Annotated in this window: 17 protein-coding genes, 1 tRNA gene and 1 pseudogene; 15 read left to right on the forward strand and 4 right to left on the reverse strand. The window is 32.0% G+C overall.

Features of this window, described 5'->3' with window-relative positions; genetic code table 11:
• Positions 1 to 47: 47 nt before the first annotated feature.
• Positions 48 to 974: a branched-chain amino acid transaminase gene (locus tag HOG88_RS00405; protein WP_295002076.1), complete on the reverse strand. Its 927-nt coding sequence runs from the start codon at positions 972 to 974 to the stop codon at positions 48 to 50.
• Between the two features lie 117 nt (positions 975 to 1,091).
• Here HOG88_RS00405 and HOG88_RS00410 point away from each other — a divergent pair, with 117 nt between their 5' ends.
• The 9 genes from HOG88_RS00410 to HOG88_RS00450 all read left to right on the forward strand — a co-directional run bounded on the left by HOG88_RS00410 (position 1,092) and on the right by HOG88_RS00450 (position 8,444).
• On the forward strand, positions 1,092 to 2,264 hold the full coding sequence (locus HOG88_RS00410) for a fatty acid desaturase (RefSeq protein ID WP_295002077.1): 1,173 nt from the start codon (positions 1,092 to 1,094) through the stop codon (positions 2,262 to 2,264).
• Positions 2,265 to 2,425: 161 nt separating this feature from the next.
• Positions 2,426 to 2,635, forward strand: coding sequence for a hypothetical protein (locus HOG88_RS00415; protein ID WP_295002078.1), 210 nt, complete (start codon positions 2,426 to 2,428; stop codon positions 2,633 to 2,635).
• Positions 2,636 to 3,301: 666 nt separating this feature from the next.
• Positions 3,302 to 3,709: a hypothetical protein gene (locus tag HOG88_RS00420; RefSeq protein ID WP_295002079.1), complete on the forward strand. Its 408-nt coding sequence runs from the start codon at positions 3,302 to 3,304 to the stop codon at positions 3,707 to 3,709.
• An 844-nt stretch (positions 3,710 to 4,553) separates the two neighbouring features.
• Positions 4,554 to 6,212: a hypothetical protein gene (locus HOG88_RS00425; protein WP_295002080.1), complete on the forward strand. Its 1,659-nt coding sequence runs from the start codon at positions 4,554 to 4,556 to the stop codon at positions 6,210 to 6,212.
• A 26-nt stretch (positions 6,213 to 6,238) separates the two neighbouring features.
• On the forward strand, positions 6,239 to 6,652 hold the full coding sequence (locus HOG88_RS00430) for a hypothetical protein (protein WP_295002081.1): 414 nt from the start codon (positions 6,239 to 6,241) through the stop codon (positions 6,650 to 6,652).
• A gap of 378 nt (positions 6,653 to 7,030) precedes the next feature.
• Entirely contained in the window at positions 7,031 to 7,180 is a 150-nt protein-coding gene (locus HOG88_RS00435) for a hypothetical protein (protein ID WP_295002082.1), read from the forward strand.
• Between the two features lie 69 nt (positions 7,181 to 7,249).
• Positions 7,250 to 7,483: an addiction module protein gene (locus HOG88_RS00440; protein WP_295002083.1), complete on the forward strand. Its 234-nt coding sequence runs from the start codon at positions 7,250 to 7,252 to the stop codon at positions 7,481 to 7,483.
• Positions 7,484 to 7,777 carry a type II toxin-antitoxin system RelE/ParE family toxin gene (locus tag HOG88_RS00445; protein ID WP_295002084.1) on the forward strand — a complete coding sequence of 98 codons (294 nt, stop codon included), beginning with the start codon at positions 7,484 to 7,486 and terminating at the stop codon, positions 7,775 to 7,777.
• 97 nt (positions 7,778 to 7,874) lie between these two features.
• The gene (locus HOG88_RS00450; RefSeq protein WP_295002085.1) at positions 7,875 to 8,444 is read left to right on the forward strand and encodes a tetratricopeptide repeat protein; all 570 of its coding nucleotides are present in this window, start codon (positions 7,875 to 7,877) and stop codon (positions 8,442 to 8,444) included.
• Positions 8,445 to 8,530: 86 nt separating this feature from the next.
• On the opposite strand, the gene HOG88_RS00455 is transcribed toward HOG88_RS00450, so the two are convergent.
• Together HOG88_RS00455 and HOG88_RS00460 are read right to left on the reverse strand one after the other, a co-directional pair.
• Positions 8,531 to 8,698, reverse strand: coding sequence for a hypothetical protein (locus tag HOG88_RS00455; protein WP_295002086.1), 168 nt, complete (start codon positions 8,696 to 8,698; stop codon positions 8,531 to 8,533).
• Positions 8,699 to 8,816: 118 nt separating this feature from the next.
• A complete protein-coding gene (locus tag HOG88_RS00460) occupies positions 8,817 to 8,996 on the reverse strand; it encodes a hypothetical protein (RefSeq protein ID WP_295002087.1) in 180 nt (59 codons plus the stop codon).
• A 311-nt stretch (positions 8,997 to 9,307) separates the two neighbouring features.
• On the opposite strand from HOG88_RS00460, the pseudogene pstB reads away from it, so the two are divergent.
• The 4 genes and pseudogenes from pstB (at position 9,308) to HOG88_RS00480 (ending at position 12,986) form a co-directional block, all read left to right on the forward strand.
• Positions 9,308 to 10,090: pseudogene (gene pstB, locus HOG88_RS00465) on the forward strand (phosphate ABC transporter ATP-binding protein PstB).
• Between the two features lie 122 nt (positions 10,091 to 10,212).
• Positions 10,213 to 10,872: a PhoU domain-containing protein gene (locus tag HOG88_RS00470; RefSeq protein ID WP_295002088.1), complete on the forward strand. Its 660-nt coding sequence runs from the start codon at positions 10,213 to 10,215 to the stop codon at positions 10,870 to 10,872.
• A 63-nt stretch (positions 10,873 to 10,935) separates the two neighbouring features.
• Complete coding sequence (locus HOG88_RS00475) at positions 10,936 to 11,613, forward strand: response regulator transcription factor (protein WP_295002089.1); 678 nt, start codon at positions 10,936 to 10,938, stop codon at positions 11,611 to 11,613.
• Positions 11,607 to 12,986: a HAMP domain-containing sensor histidine kinase gene (locus HOG88_RS00480; RefSeq protein WP_295002090.1), complete on the forward strand. Its 1,380-nt coding sequence runs from the start codon at positions 11,607 to 11,609 to the stop codon at positions 12,984 to 12,986. The genes HOG88_RS00475 and HOG88_RS00480 overlap by 7 nt, the downstream gene beginning before the upstream one ends.
• A gap of 193 nt (positions 12,987 to 13,179) precedes the next feature.
• Here HOG88_RS00480 and HOG88_RS00485 read toward each other — a convergent pair.
• Positions 13,180 to 13,263, reverse strand: a tRNA-Leu gene (locus HOG88_RS00485).
• A 449-nt stretch (positions 13,264 to 13,712) separates the two neighbouring features.
• Between HOG88_RS00485 and glnA the strand changes: the two genes are divergently transcribed.
• The gene (gene glnA / locus HOG88_RS00490) at positions 13,713 to 15,143 is read left to right on the forward strand and encodes a type I glutamate--ammonia ligase (protein ID WP_295002091.1); all 1,431 of its coding nucleotides are present in this window, start codon (positions 13,713 to 13,715) and stop codon (positions 15,141 to 15,143) included.
• Between the two features lie 72 nt (positions 15,144 to 15,215).
• The gene (locus tag HOG88_RS00495; RefSeq protein ID WP_295002092.1) at positions 15,216 to 16,169 is read left to right on the forward strand and encodes a sensor histidine kinase; all 954 of its coding nucleotides are present in this window, start codon (positions 15,216 to 15,218) and stop codon (positions 16,167 to 16,169) included.
• The last annotated feature ends 53 nt before the right edge of the window (positions 16,170 to 16,222 follow it).

The raw sequence follows: 16,222 nt of genomic DNA on the forward strand, positions 1-16,222 counted from the left end.
TTTAATTTTATTTTCTATTGGGTGAGGCTAAAGCCACACATCCATTTTTACTGTTCGTCTATATAAGTTAAATAGTGCGCATACTTGGCATTTCTACCAAATACAATGTCAAAGTAAGTACTCTGAATTTTCTCAGTCATTTCGCCACGAGAACCAGAACCTATTTCTCTTGCATCAACTAGTGCAACTGGAGTGATTTCTGCTGCTGTTCCTGTTAAGAATGCTTCATCTGCTACATAAACTTCTTCACGAGTTATACGACGACGAACTACTTTTATACCAAAGTCCTCAGCCATTTCTATAACCATTTTTTGTGTTATAGATTCTAGTGAGTTGTCATTAGGAGGTGTAATAAGTTCTCCATTTTTTACCATGAAAAAACATGCACCACTTGCTTCAGCTACATAGCCTTGGTCATCTAAAAGAAGAGCCTCATCATAACCACAGTCAATAGCTTCATACTTTGCCATTTGTGAGTTAAGATAGTTAGCTGTTGCTTTTGCTTTTCCCATACTTGAAGTATTAGCAGCTCGAGTCATAGAAGCGATTTTAAGCTTGATACCTTTTTGAAGTCCTTCTTCACCAAGATAAGCACCCCATTCCCAAGCTGACATTACAGTCTCTACTGGAGCGTCTTTATGGTAAACACCCATAACACCATAACCTAAAAATGCAAAAGGACGAAGATAAACATTGTCCCCTGTAAATTCATTTTTCTTTACAAGGTCAATTTGAGCTTGACACATCTCTTCAACCGTGTAAGGAATATTGATTAGAGTCATTTTTGCAGACTCTTTTAATCTCTTAGTGTGCTCATTTAAACGAAAGATTGCATAACCTTTTGCAGTTTTGTAAGCTTTCGTTCCTTCGATTACACCATTTCCATAGTGTATTGTGTGTGAAAGGACATGTACCTTGGCATCATTCCAAGCAACAAACTCTCCATTCATCCAAATGTATTTGGCTGCGTCCATAAAATCTCCATAGTTTATAATTATGGCTATTCTATCCAAAATGCTATTTATATAGTATTAACTCTAAGAATATTTGTATATAATTTCGAGAATTAAATATGATTTAGGAAAAATAATTTGGCTGAATATACAGACTATAGAGATATAGATCAAGAACAATTACAACGCGATATTGAAGATATAAAAAAAGTTATAAAGATTGAAAAAAAGGACTTTGATCATCTTTTAAAACTTGAAAGATGGGGCCGTGCTTCAACAATAGTTGGTTCACTAATAATAGCATTAGTGGTTATCATTGGTTCTGGTAATTTTGATGGAATTGTTTTAGAGCAGTTCGACTTTTGGCTCTTTGGTTTAGGGGGAGCTTTTTTAGTTTCAGTTGGCAACCTCTCTAGATGGGCAAACATTACACATCCTATTTTACATGGTGCTTATGACAAAGTACCGAATATCCCTTTCCGATATACAAAAAAAGGTTTTGCTTCTGGAAGTAGAAGATTTATAGATTGGCTTGACTGGATAAAACCTGATGCTTGGGCATATGAACATAACATTATGCACCACTACCATTTAGGCGAGATGGACGATCCTGATAACGTAGAAAAAGACGTTAAATGGATACATGATATGAAGGTACCAATATTTGTAAAATACTTAGTAGTATATGCTTTTGCAATTATTTGGAAAATCGCTTATTACGGACCTAATACTCTAAGAATTTTAGAAAACAAACAGAGAATGGCACGTGGAGAAGAACCGACACTAAAGTATGAGGTTTCTCCTTTTACTAAAAATGGAAAAGAGTTATGGAAAAGTTACTTACTTCCTTATGGACTTTTTCAGTTCGTTTTTTTGCCACTGCTGTTTTTACCATTTGGATTAAGTAGTGTTTTAAGTGCTTTTGTTTTTTTAGTGATAGCAGAGATTATGACAAATTTACATTCATTTTTAGTCATTGTGCCTAATCATTCAGCAGAAGACATTTATCAGTTTTCTACTCCTCATAAAACACAGGGAGAGTACTACTTAAGACAGATTATGGGAAGTGTAAACTATAACACTGGAAGTGATTTTATAGACTTTATGCATGGTTTTTTAAACTACCAGATAGAGCATCACCTTTTTCCAAATATGCCTTTAAGTTTCTATCAAGAGATGCAACCTCTTGTTAAGGAAGTATGTAAAAAACATAACATAGAGTACAGACAAGAGTCTGTATTTAAACGTATGAGAATGACTTTAGAATTGATGGTTGGAAAAACTAAAGTTCTTCGTATTGATGGGGTTTAGTTTCTCTATTTTAGAAATCATATCTTCAAAGGAGGGTGAATATATCTATATTCCCTGTGTCTCCACTCTCAACCGTTCTTAAAGCTACCTTTTTAACTACAGTCCAAAGGTTAGGCATTTTATGCCTACCTTGAGTAGACCTACATAGTAGTATTGGGTTTGTGACACCTATTCAAAGGCATTTACTTCAAGATGAAGAGATTTTAAAGAAGAGACATTTAGTATACGAGAAGGCTAAAGAAGCTAATTCTCTTAGATGGAGTGGTAATACTCGTAATTGGCATTTTATCAAAGAGGTGCATTTAAATCCAAATAAAGTAAAGGCTAATAATACAACAGATATGATAGCAACTGAAATATATTCAAGTTAGACAAAGGTGGTAATTTTTAGGTACTTAATTTGGACAACTAGCCTGACATCTACCGATAGCAGATAGTATTAAGAAAGATTTTTATATTAAATTACTCCAAGAGCTTAGACAAAATCAAGAACAGTACTTTATTCAAAAGTTAGATTATTCTATAGATATAAATCAAGAAGCTAAAAACATATTTTTATATAAAAACTCTAAAGGAAGTAATTATAACTCTCTTGCTGACTTTGATTTTAAAGATACTAAAAAAGGTAATTTTAGATTAGAAATAGATAATGAAAAATATAATTCTAATAGAAACGATAGAGCTACTATTTACGATAAATCTCTAAAAGAAAATCTAGAAAAGACTCTTACGAGAGTAGAAATATCTTTGCTACCTCAAACTTTTAGAAATCTAAGAAAATTAGATAGCTCTAGTAAATTCTTGAGTTATCTAAAAAATGAGATTAGTAAGTATAAAATCTATTATTTTGAAGATATAGATTTAAAAAATGATTGTATAGATTTTTATGAAAGCTCTAATTATTCTATTAGTAAAAGAGCTATTAATAAATTAAATAAAAATTATCTAAAATACAGTGATAAAGTAGATTTAGATTTTAATAGCTTAGAAGAGTTCTTCTGTAATTTTTAAGTAGTTAGAGAAGAACTTATGGTTCTATGGGCGAGTTTCAAAACAGAACTGATGTACATAGTCAAATGAGAACAATAAGTGAAGCAGGTGATGTTGACTTTTTTAAAATCATTGTTGCACCGTATAGTGCTGGTAGACTTATAGATAGTGGGATGGGTACACTCAATGCGAAAAATCAATACTCTTATGAAATTCAAGATGAAAATGCAACACTTCAGTTCTCAGGTACAAGTTCGGTAGGAAAAACTTTTACAAACACAACAGATACCGCAGTTACATACTACTTAAAAGTATTTGCAACAGATGGAGTAAGTATAGGTGGTTATGTTACAGCATATATAAGTTATGGTGAAGATCGTGATGGTGATGGTTACTATACTAAAGACTCTAGAACTTATGATCCTGATGACAATGATCCCTTGATACCAAATTAAAGAAGAATCTAAGTACCGGAAAATAATAAAATATTCAAGGAAAATTAATGAATTTTATAGCTTCAACTGTAAATACATTGAGTTTTCTAAATGCCATAGGACAGGAAGTCTTTTTAATTAGCTTTATATCAAATAGTTTAGATTATAAAAAAGAGGTGGCATGATGGAAGATAAAAGAATAGATAATAATTTTATAGTTATAGGAATGGGCTTTGGTTAATAATTACAATTATTATATCTTACACATTTTTCTTTGCAGGAATAATAGATTGGAATCAAAATATCTCAATATTTGAGATTGTCAAACAAGAAAGTCAAAGAAATGTAAGATTTATTTTTGCAATCTTTTTGTGGGTTCTATCAACAGTTATGGCTTTTTTAAGTTTTTTAAACTTAAAAAAAGAACCAAAGTATTTTACATACCTATATCCAGATAAATTTGTTCACATACCATTTTCAATGGAATTAAGTGAGATAAATCATTCTGATGTACTACATATCAAAAAAAGTTTTTTTCCTCTTTTTGGTAAAAGTCCTAAAAGAATTAATCCTGTACATTTACTGTTAATCATAGTGGTTCCAATTATTCAATCAATATATTTAACGATGTATTTGTATAAGGTCTGCTATTGGGTATGGAATAAAGTAGTATTGAAGAAGAATAGCAAATTGATGATTTTTAATTATATCATTATTTTTAATAAAGAACATGAGTTAATAAATATAAACTTATTCACTCATAAGGATTACTTGATACTTGATGAATATTTATTTAAGTATTTTAATAAACATATTGAAGATTTAGAGATTAATTATAGACTAGTTAAACAAGAAGGAAAATAAAATGCAAGAAATTATATTACAACATGGTAAAGCGACTTATGATACTGCTCAGTTTGTAAAAGAAGTAGTTGATACACAAGCAATTACAAGTGGAAAGATTAAACCAAATAATGTGATATTTACACAAAATAAATTAACGGTTACAGGACATGGTTTAAATTTAGTAATTCCTTTGTATCAAGCATCAGAAGGTCAAAAAGAATGGGATGAGGCTATTGCTAAAGGTTTTGGTGATGTTGCTCAAGATATATTAATTGATGCTCTCTTAACAGCAGGTTATATAATTGTCGTTGGTAGTAATCCAGTTGGTTGGGCAGCAGTTGGACTTAGTGCTGTTGCTTTATCTGCAACATGGGCTAGTTCATTAAGTGGAAAAAGTTTAGGTAAGGTAATAGAAAATGATTTTGATTTAAGTAATACTATGAATGATTTATTAAATGGAACACCAACAACAGCTGCTCTACCAGGATTAGATTCTTTTGATTATCTAGATCCAAATGACCCAAACAATTTTGACCCAAATGATGGTAACAACTTAAATACTGATGATGGAACTGATACCTCAAACCCAGACGACGGCATCCCACCAATAGACCCAACCCCACCAAGAAGAGACCCATTAGTCCTAGACACAGATAAAGATGGTTTTATCTCAACTGTAGCGTTAGCAGACTCAAACACATACTTTGACATAACAGGCGATGGTATAAAAGAGAAAGTAAGCTGGATAGGTGCTAATGATGGGATACTTACTTTCGATAAAAATGAGAATGGTAAAATAGATGGCATAGATGAAGTGTTTGGTAACTTAACTACAAGTGGGTTTGATGAACTTAAACAACTCATAGACTCTAATGCTGATGGCGTTATAGATAAAAGAGATGAACTCTTTAACAGACTTCAAATATGGCATGACACTAACGGTGATGGTATGAGCCAAACAGATGAATTAGTAAGCCTTAAAGAAGAAGGTATAAAAAGTATAAACGCCAATAATGTCTTAACAACAGATATAGAACTAGGTGGAGCCACTTTATCCGAAGCGAGTAAATATACTGATAGCGAAGGTAACAAAGAACTAGTAGCAGATATAAACCTAGAATACAATCCACTCCTAACAACCATAGACACTACAACCATACCAGACTATAGCATAGACCTAGATACACTAACCCTACCAAATCTAAGAGGATACGGACTCTTTCTAAACAGCTTCATAAGCTACAACATAAACGATAGCCTCAAAGCCAAAGCACAAGAGTTAGTGACAGGGGTAGAGAGTATGAGTAGTGGCTTTACAGAGTTTATAGAAATATGGTCAGGTTATACTGAGTATGTAAATGGCGTTAAAGAGAAGTTTAACATAAGTGGAGATATAGGACTAAGTGAGTTAGATAAAAAAGTATGGATAATAGATAGACTTTTTGGTAGAAACACAAATGCAACTGCTATAGAAACTAACTTCGAAAAAGAGATGAAAGAGTTCCAAAGCACAACTGTAATAAGTAAAACCTCTTCAAGTGTAACCATAGACTTTCAAAAAGATTACTACAACAACTACTTCCAAAAAGAGATACTAGATAGATATGAGGGTGCATTTGCACTGCAGGCTTTTTATAAGTTTGATGGTGCTCATTATGATGCTAGAGAGGTGGCATGATGATACTGTATAAAAGGGTCTTAATCATGTTATTTATATTATTGGCATTAAGTACAACCTTAATGGCCGGGTGGGGTGGACTGAAATATGATAATTATGCTAGTCATATTTCAAGTGAAATTGACAGAGTTTTTATCAAATATAATTTATGTAAGGACATTAGACGAGATTGTCAGGAAAAACAACTATTCTTTATGAATCAAGCAGAACCTAAAATTCAGGTAATGGTTAATTCGATAGAAAACTATAAAATAATTAACGAAATTATTACAATTGTCATTGATGAATTTGAATTATCAAAAAAAAATGGTGATAAAGATTTAACAATATACTTGAGTTTTAGTAGAAAGAATGAGAAACAAACCGGATTTTTTAGCAGTTTATTTAATGATGATGATTTTATAGAATTAGAATTAAAATTACAAGGAGAAGAAAAATGAGTAATGCAATGGTGAATATTATGGTGGACAATGGAATATATGATAAGAAAGATCCTAACTTTATTCCACATACCTTTTTAAAACTTACACATCCAGATGAGGAAACACCCCTGTGAGTGAATCTCCACTTTAAGGCTGCAACAAACAAATAGATATAACAAAAACGAGGAGACCAATAATTTACCCTAGCGGGAAAATTATTGCTCACGACAAACGTTATATCCAAAAAGCCACATTATCTGGAAGTTTGAATATGCCTATTTATGAAAGTAAATTGGTAAATTAAATGTTCGGAGATTTTATGAAAAAATTAGTTTTAGGATTAGCAATGTTAGGTTTATTAACAAGTTCAGCACATGCAAAAAAGTTACAACTTGTATGTCATACTTGGTTGGTGCAACATCTGAAACGACTTGTAGCGGTGATTATAGTGGTAAAACTACAATGCAAAAGCTGTATAAAAAAGGTTGGAAGTTTCTTGGTAACATTAGTGGAACAAGTAGGTTTGTTTTAGTATTTGAAAAATAATCTTAAAATTTAATAACAAAATATAAATCATTTTGATAAAATGGTTTATATTTAAAACTGGAGTTTAATATGTTAGCTTTAAAACAAGAACAACTATTTGATGAAATAGATATTTTACCAATAGATTTAAAAACTAAAATTGTTGATAAGATATTAGCTAGTATCACACCTTTAAACACTTCAATAGACTCACTATGGATAAAAGAAGTAAACAGAAGAAAAAATGATATTGAAACAAACAGTGTACCACTTATTGATGGGGATGAAGTTTTTCAAAAAATAGCTAAAAGATTAAATTCATAAATGAAATACTTATTTCATCCAGATGCTGAACTTGAACTAAATGCTGCAGTTGACTACTATGAAGAATGCAAAACAAATCTTGGCTCAGAATTCGCTTATGAAGTCCAAAAAACAATCCAAAGAATTTTAGCTTTCCCAACTGCTTGGCAAAAACTAGATGGAGATATACGAAGATGTCTGACAAACCGTTTTCCTTTCGGAGTAATTTACTACAAACGAGATGAAGAGATTATTATTTTAGCCATTATGCAACTCCAAAGAAAACCCAACTACTGGAAAAAGAGAAAGATATAACAAAAACGAGGAGACTAATAATTTCCCTAGCGTGAAATTATCGCTCACGACAACCGTTCAAAAGGAAATTATATAAATGAAAAGCTTATACTATATTATGAGCATATTAATAATTGGATTTAGTGGTTGTGCAGGACCAAACCCAAATATAGGAGAGCGAACCGCTGATGTTGCTTGGCATCAGGGAGATACTCAATCTGCACATGGAATCATAAAGAAAAAAGCTATTGTTGGTTACCCGTGGGCACAATTAAGACTAGGTGTTATGTACGAACTTGGAGTATCTGTAGAAAAAAATATACCAGAAGCGATAAAATGGTATAAACTTGCTGCGGCTCAAAAGTCAGATACTAAATGGGCAGATGGATATATTATTGGTGCGATTGGAGAGCAAGGTTTTTTTGGTCAAAATAGTGATGCTCGAATCGCACAATATCAATTAGCTAATATATATTTAACTGGAAACGGAGTAGAAAAAAACATTAAGCAAGCCTATAGATATATTGCTCCCGTAGTAAAAGAAACTAAAGGTTCCCCAATTTTTTACTGTTGTGAGTTTTCTGGAGGACAATGGATACCAGCAGAGAAAATAGAAAAAACATACAAACAAACGATATCTCAATTAACAAAAGATGAAGTTTCTACACTAGATATAGAGTTAAGGTAACACAAAAAACATAACAAACTCGAAGAGACTAATAATTTACTCTAGCGGGAAAATTATTGGTCTCCTCGTACTTGTTATATCTAAACTTATAAATATCTTTCTATCGCTAGTGCTCCATGAAATACACCTAAAATATCTATAGTTTCTGCATCTTTAATAAAATATGCAATGCGATAGTGTCCATAAAGTAAAATCCTAATTTCATTATTTGTGTCATTTTGATATGGATAGCCAACTTTTGGGAATGTAGACAAGATTTGAGTTTTAGTAAAAATTTCGTTTACAACTCTCTTGGCTATTTTTGAGTATCTTGTGCAATGAGGTCATGAATATCTTTAAGCCAAAAACTTGCTTCATCGGTCCAATTAATATTTACCATTGCTTGATTCTATGTTCCATCTCTTTGCTTGAAATGGTTTTACCATTTTTAGAATCTTCTAAACCCTTTTTTATCATTCTGTCAAATGCAAGCTCTTTTATAATCTCATCATAAGAAGTATCTGTTGGAAGTGAGTCGATAATGCTTTTTGCCATAATTATAGGTGCAGTCATAATTTACCTTTTTGTTTATATTAGGATTATTATAACAGAACTCAAGCGAATTTCACTTGAGTTCTTAATACATAAAAATATTTTACTGAATTAAAGCATTAAATTTAGGATTTTAAATATATTTCAAAAGAATAAACCGTTATAGAAGTTCAGATACAACAAAACATAAGAATGCACGACAACCGTTCTCATTAAATGCTAACAAACTAAGTCAAAAAACATCTCCCTTTCTCTCGTAACCATTATGTAACCAAACTTTTCTATAATTCCATATAAAATAAATATTATTTAAGACCTACAAGGAACTTCCCATGCAAGTTATGAACATAAAAAAATTCTCTTTTACTTACCATGGGGTGGAGCATCCATCTCTTCGTGATATAACACTTCCTATTAAGAAAAACAAGATCACAGCTCTTATAGGTCCAAGTGGTTGTGGAAAGTCTACACTTCTTCGTAGTATGAACCGTATTCACGATTTATACCCTGGCAATAAGTATGATGGAAAGATAGAATTACTTAATCAAGTAAATGGAAGTATGCAAAATATATTAGATATTAAAAAAGAAAATGAATTTATAGAACTGCGTCAAAGAGTAGGGATGATTTTTCAAAAGCCTACTCCCTTTCCAATGAGTACTTTTGATAATGTCGCTTACGGCCTTAAAATTTCAGGGCTTAAAAACAAAACAGAATTAGCTGATAGAGTAGAACAAGCACTCAAGGATGGAGCACTGTGGAAAGAGGTTCATGACAGATGAGGAAAGTCTGCAATGGGTCTTTCAGGTGGACAGCAACAGCGTTTATGTATAGCACGAGCCGTTGCCGTAAAACCAGAAGTACTTCTTTTTGATGAACCTACTTCAGCACTTGACCCAATAAGCACAGGGGCTATTGAAGAACTTTTAGTAGAACTAAAAAAAGACATAAGTATCTGTATCGTCACACACAATATGCAACAAGCTTCTCGTATTAGTGACTACACCGCATTTATGTATTTAGGTGATTTAGTCGAGTATGACAAAACAGAAAATATTTTCTTAAATCCAAAAGAGAATAGAACAGAAGATTATATCACTGGCCGTTTCGGTTAATAAGGGTTAAAACCCAATGCAACAAACTACTAAATAGTTTGTGTATAAGGGTTAAAACCCAATGCAACAAACTACTAAATAGTTTGTGTATAAGGGCTAAACCCCAAAATAAAGGAAAAAATATGTTACCAAATTTTAAAACTAATGTAGATGGAATAAAAGAGAAGTTAATAAAAATAGGGAGTGGTTTATTAGAAGCTAATAAACTTATACTTTCAGCCTTAAATGATTGTGAAGAACAAAAATTTATTGATGCAAGAGCAAATATTAAGAACATTGCTTCAAAAACAGATGAAGTAGATAATGCGATCATTAAAGTTTTAGCTCTTTATACACCTGAAGCTAGAGACCTTAGACAGGTTATAGCTTATCTTAAAATCACAAATGAACTCTCACGAGCTTGTTCAAGTACTAGAAGTTTCATACGTGGTTTTACAGATGTTTGTAATGATGTAGATGTTGCTACCATTAAAGAGTATGCACTTCCAATGCAGTCCTCAACAGTAAAAGCAATACAACTTACTCTTAATACTCTTAGCTGTGAAGATGAAGAAGAGATTCAAGAGATATATAATGAGATTCTAATCGAAGAGAGTAAGTCTGATGACTTGTATGAGATGGTAGAACGTAATCTTTATCTTCAGGCAGATGATGCAAATAGTTTTGAGAAGTACCATAAAATGTTAAAAGCTTTAAGAAAAAGTACAAAAATTGCCTCACGTGCGATGAGTATAGCAAACCTTCTCGTATATGCCAAAGTTGGTGGTAATTTTCATAACTAGGTAAATTAGATACAATACTTTTATGAATAATACAATATTAATCGTTGAAGAAGTGAACTCAAAATGCAATTAACTAACCAAACAATTCTAATTGTAGAAGACTCAGAAGATATTTTAGACCTTATGGAGTATACACTCTCCAAAGATGGTTACGATGTTATAACCTGTGTAGATACATCAAATGTAAGGGATATACTGGATGAAGAAGAAATTTCTGCGATACTGATGGATAGAAACTTACCTGGAATTGATGGGAGTGTTTTCATCTCACAAATTCGAGAAGAGGGTTACAATCATCCAGTGATTTATGTAAGTGCTAAAGATTCAAGTGAAGATATAATCGAGGGGCTTGATAGTGGCGGAGATGACTACATTACAAAACCATTTAATGTTAATGAGCTTAAAGCAAGAGTAAAATCTCTTATAAGAAGAACATCAAAAAAACAAAAAATTATAAAATATAAAGACATTACATATAATTCTTCCAACAAAATATTTAGTATTGAGGGAGAAGATGTAAAACTTACCACACTAGAACATGACTTACTTTTAGAGTTTCTTAAAAATCAAAATATACTTCTTAGTCGAGAGACCCTTCTTGAAAATGTTTGGAAAAATAGTGAAAACAAACAGCTAAAAACTGTAAATGTAGCTATAAAGAGACTTAAAGAGAGCATTGACCCTAAGGGTGAAAAAAACTACATAGAAGCAGTTCGTGGGGAGGGTTACAAACTTTGCTAAAATTTCATGAGATTGTACTTAGAAAGATACTCCTAGTTCTTGGAATACTTTTTATAGTGTTAGGTTCCCTCATTTACTTCTGGATAAAAGATTTTTATATCTCTCAAACGCGAGAGGCACTTCTCAATAACATCAAAATAATTTCTCTTAATCTGAAGAATAAACCTAACTTAGACAGGATAGCTACAAACATAAAAAATGACTTAGGTCTGCGTTTGACCATTATCTCTCTAGATGGAGTAGTTGTTGCAGAGTCCCATAAAGATAAAACAAAACTTGATAACCATAAATATAGAGCAGAAATTATGGAAGCAGATAAAGATAAGTATGGTTCCATCATTAGACACTCAAATAGTATAGAGAAAGATTTTTTATATGTTGCAAAAAAGTATAAATATGATGATAAGTTTTTTTACATTAGAGTCTCAAAAGCACTTGAAAGCATTAATGAAAAAATATATATTTTAGGTGCTGAGATACTTTTCACTTTAGCTATTTTTTTTATTATTATCTTTATTATTACTTATAAAATTAGTACTAGTATAGAAAGAGAATTCCAGAAAATTGCTACATTCTTGAGCTCTCTTACAAAAAAGAATAAAAATACATATATCACATCCACTCTTTCATTGGAATTTCAAAGTATTACTTCCCTTTTGACAAAAGTTTCACAAATTCTTGTTAAAAAAGAGAAGCAAAAAAGTAAATTTACAGATAAACTACAGAGTTCCAATAAACAAAAAGATGACATAATCTCTGCGATTAGTCATGAGTTTAAAAACCCAATTGCTGTTATTAATGGATATTCTCAAACACTTATGGATGATGAGGATATCAATCCTAACATAAGAAAGAAGTTCTTGAGTAAAATTTATAACAATGGAATAAAACTCAGTGAGCTCATAGACACACTGAGACTCTCAAGTAAACTAGATAGTGGGCAACAAGCTATGCACTTTAAGACTACTAATCTTTATGAACTCATCAATGATTCAGTAGAAAACATTAGACTCAGTTACAACAACAGAGAAGTTATTATAAGTGGTGATAAAGATATAGTTATTAAAGTGGATGCTTCATTATTTAGTGTTGTCATCACAAATCTCGTTGAGAATGCTTTTAAGTACTCAGAAGATGAGGTGCATATAGAATTTACGCAGGAGAGTCTAAAAATTATAGATAGCGGAATAGGTATATCTCAAAAAAATCTTTTAAACATTACTGAAAAGTTTTATCGTGTTCATGAAAATAGTTGGAATAATTCTCTTGGATTGGGGCTATTTATAGTAAGTAATATACTAAATCTTCATCACTTTAAGCTAGGGATAACTAGTAAAGAAAATGAAGGTTCAACCTTTAGTATAAAGTTTTAAGAATTACCTTTTCTTTGGAGCTGATTTTTCTGTAGCTTTTTTAGCTGCTGCTTTTGCTCTAGTTACTGCTTTAACAACTTTCTTCTTTAAAACTTTTGCCATTTTTATTTAAATATGATTAAGTTTAATTATATAACTTTAATTTATTTCTTATAAATACGATATATGTAAAAGGATTAGAGCTTCAAGAGTGTGGTACCGAAGAGGGGATTTGAACCCCTAAGCCTTGAGGCGGGGCATTTTGAGTGCCCTATGTATACCATTCCATCACTTCGGCTGATTTAGAAGTATGATTATATTCTTTGTTGTCTTAAGAAAGAGATAAAATTACATATAAAGTGATAATAACTACCCTAATCCTATAAAACAGCATCTTAAAAACAGTAGTTAAATACAATTCTGCATTGCTAACTTTCATGAAAGTAAAACTACGTATTAATATAAAGACAATGCACTTCTATGGGATGCTAACAATTGTCATTTCAACCAGTTTTTAGTGACAATTACCAGAAGTATGATTTGAATATTCTATACCTAATGGTGGAAACTCTATAAAAAACAACAGATTAATAGATGATATGGAATTTAATCTAGATGGCAAAGTTTCGATTAGAATATAACTTTACGAAACAATCAAATAAATTGATGACTTTTTAATCAATAATAAATAGAGACTTACAGATTAATGAGTTATAATACTTTAAATTATAATTTCAGGAGAAATAAATGGGTAAATTTGTTAATAATACAGAAGAGTTTTTTACTTTTTGTGAAGAAAATGATGTTCAATTTGTAGATTTTAGATTTACAGATATTAAAGGTGCATGGCACCATATTAGTTACAGGATGAGTGCTGTAAACGCTGGTCAACTTGAGAATGGTCTTCCGTTTGATGGTTCTTCTATCGAAGCATGGCAGCCAATTAATAAGTCTGATATGTTACTAAAGCCTGAGGTAGATACTGCATTTCTGGATCCATTTACTGCTGATCCAACTATCATCGTTATCTGTGACGTTTATGACATTTACAAAGATCAAGCATACGAAAGATGTCCACGTTCAATTGCTAAGAAGTCTCTTAAGCATGCTGATGAAATAGGTATTGCAGATACTGCATACTTTGGTCCTGAAAATGAATTTTTTATGTTTGACTCTGTAACTTTTGTTGATAACATCAATGAAGCTGGTTACAAAGTTGATACTGAAGAGGGTGAATGGAATTCAAATAATCCATACCCAGATATGTACAACACTGGTCACAGACCAGGAACTAAGGGTGGTTACTTCCCAGTTGCACCAACAGATTCTGCTGTTGATATCCGTGCTGAGATGATGCAAGTTCTTGAGCAAGTTGGTCTTGAAGTTGTTCTTGGTCACCACGAAGTTGCACAAGGTCAACATGAGCTAGGGATAGTTTTCTCTGATCTTATCGGTGCTGCTGATAATGTTCAAAAGTATAAGTATGTTGTAAAAATGATTGCACACCTTAATGGTAAAACTGCTACATTTATGCCTAAACCACTTTATGGTGATAATGGTAACGGTATGCACGTTCATCAATCACTATGGAAAGATGGTAAAAACCTTTTCTATGCACCAGGTAACTATGCAAATCTTTCAGAGATGGCTGTTCACTATGCAGGTGGTATTTTTAAGCATTCTCATGCTGTTGCTGCGTTTACTAACCCAACAACTAACTCTTACAAGAGACTTATTCCAGGTTATGAGGCTCCAAGTATCTTAACTTACTCTTCTCAAAATCGTTCTGCAGCTTGTCGTATCCCTTATGGTGCTGGCGAAATGGCTACACGTATTGAAATGAGATTCCCAGATTCTACTGCTTGTCCTTACTTAGCATTTGCTGTAATGATGATGGCTGGTCTTGATGGTATCAAACAAGCTACTGTTCCTGTTGGTCCAATGGATGAAGATTTATTTGAACTTTCTCTTGATGAAATCCGTGAGAAAAAGATTCCTCAAATGCCACACACATTACGCTCTGCACTAGAAGGTCTTATCGGTGATAATGATTTCTTAAAACCAGTATTTACTGAAGAATTTATCAATGCTTACCAGCACTATAGATTTGAGCGTGATGTATGGCCAGATGAAGGTCGTCCAACTGCTTACGAGTTTAAAACTACATACCAGTGTTAATAAAAGCGAGAATTATCTCGCTTTTACCTCTTCTTTTGAATTAATTGATATCTTTTGTTATAATATATAATAATGAATCTAAGTACATCTAACCAAGTCCCAATTAAAATAAAATCTCGTAAAAATCCTATGGGAGAGTACTCTCATCTAAACACTGAAGAACTATTCAGAGCGGTAAAAGAAAGTGCACATTCAAAGTATCGTGCAGACTTTGATATGTTACTTGGTCTTTTTCTAGAACGTTATGATGCTAGAGAAAAAGAACTAGATGAGTTAAATAAAGTTTTAGAAAGACGAATGCAAGAGGAAGTAAATCTCTCTAAGGCAAATCATAAACGCTTTGAACAACAAGCTAAGATGGCAGCTATGGGTGAAATGATGGATGCAGTTGCTCATCAATGGAAACAACCTTTAAACGCTCTTTCAATGATGTCTGATATGCTTGTTGAGGACTTTAGTAATTCATTAGTAGATCAAGAGTATATTGATAGTTTATCTTGTGATACTCAAGTTCAGATTGAGCATATGATAACAACATTACAAGAATTTAGAGATTTTTTTAGACCAAAAGAGACTAAAGAGAGTTTTGGTCTTAAGCGTTGTGTACAGTCCGTGATGCTTTTAGTGAATGATGAGTTTATGAAAAATTATATTACTATAGATATAAACTGTGAAAAGGAAATCTTGATCCATGGTATTGAAAATGAGTTTAAGCACCTTGTCTTAAATATAATTAACAATGCAAAAGATGCCTTTAACGAAAAAAGTATTCAAAAAAGAACAATTACTATTAATATTTATAAAAATGACATTTATAATTGTGTTGATTTTGAAGATTCTGCTGGAGGTATTCCTCTTAATGTTATCAATCATGTTTTTAAGCCAGAAGTGACAACAAAAGTAGATGGAAAAGGTACAGGAATAGGACTTTATATGAGTACTCAAATCGCTGAAAAACTTGGTGGAAAACTAAGTGTAAAAAATGTCAACAATGGAGCTTGCTTCCTTCTTCAAATACCTTTATAACTACAAATTAGATATAATCGCAATATAGTAACAATATGTAAGAGTGCTGTTAT

Origin of the sequence: Sulfurimonas sp., from assembly GCF_018698455.1 — a bacterium.
GTDB lineage: Bacteria > Campylobacterota > Campylobacteria > Campylobacterales > Sulfurimonadaceae > Sulfurimonas.

Bases quoted from the DNA above. Each gene is read 5' to 3' on its own strand.
- HOG88_RS00405 (WP_295002076.1), bottom strand. From the start codon at position 974: ATGGACGCAGCCAAATACATTTGGATGAATGGAGAGTTTGTTGCTTGG.
- HOG88_RS00420 (WP_295002079.1), top strand. From the start codon at position 3,302: ATGGGCGAGTTTCAAAACAGAACTGATGTACATAGTCAAATGAGAACA.
- HOG88_RS00425 (WP_295002080.1), top strand. From the start codon at position 4,554: ATGCAAGAAATTATATTACAACATGGTAAAGCGACTTATGATACTGCT.
- HOG88_RS00430 (WP_295002081.1), top strand. From the start codon at position 6,239: ATGTTATTTATATTATTGGCATTAAGTACAACCTTAATGGCCGGGTGG.
- HOG88_RS00435 (WP_295002082.1), top strand. From the start codon at position 7,031: ATGTCATACTTGGTTGGTGCAACATCTGAAACGACTTGTAGCGGTGAT.
- HOG88_RS00440 (WP_295002083.1), top strand. From the start codon at position 7,250: ATGTTAGCTTTAAAACAAGAACAACTATTTGATGAAATAGATATTTTA.
- HOG88_RS00445 (WP_295002084.1), top strand. From the start codon at position 7,484: ATGAAATACTTATTTCATCCAGATGCTGAACTTGAACTAAATGCTGCA.
- HOG88_RS00450 (WP_295002085.1), top strand. From the start codon at position 7,875: ATGAGCATATTAATAATTGGATTTAGTGGTTGTGCAGGACCAAACCCA.
- HOG88_RS00460 (WP_295002087.1), bottom strand. From the start codon at position 8,996: ATGACTGCACCTATAATTATGGCAAAAAGCATTATCGACTCACTTCCA.
- HOG88_RS00470 (WP_295002088.1), top strand. From the start codon at position 10,213: ATGTTACCAAATTTTAAAACTAATGTAGATGGAATAAAAGAGAAGTTA.
- HOG88_RS00475 (WP_295002089.1), top strand. From the start codon at position 10,936: ATGCAATTAACTAACCAAACAATTCTAATTGTAGAAGACTCAGAAGAT.
- glnA (WP_295002091.1), top strand. From the start codon at position 13,713: ATGGGTAAATTTGTTAATAATACAGAAGAGTTTTTTACTTTTTGTGAA.
- HOG88_RS00495 (WP_295002092.1), top strand. From the start codon at position 15,216: ATGAATCTAAGTACATCTAACCAAGTCCCAATTAAAATAAAATCTCGT.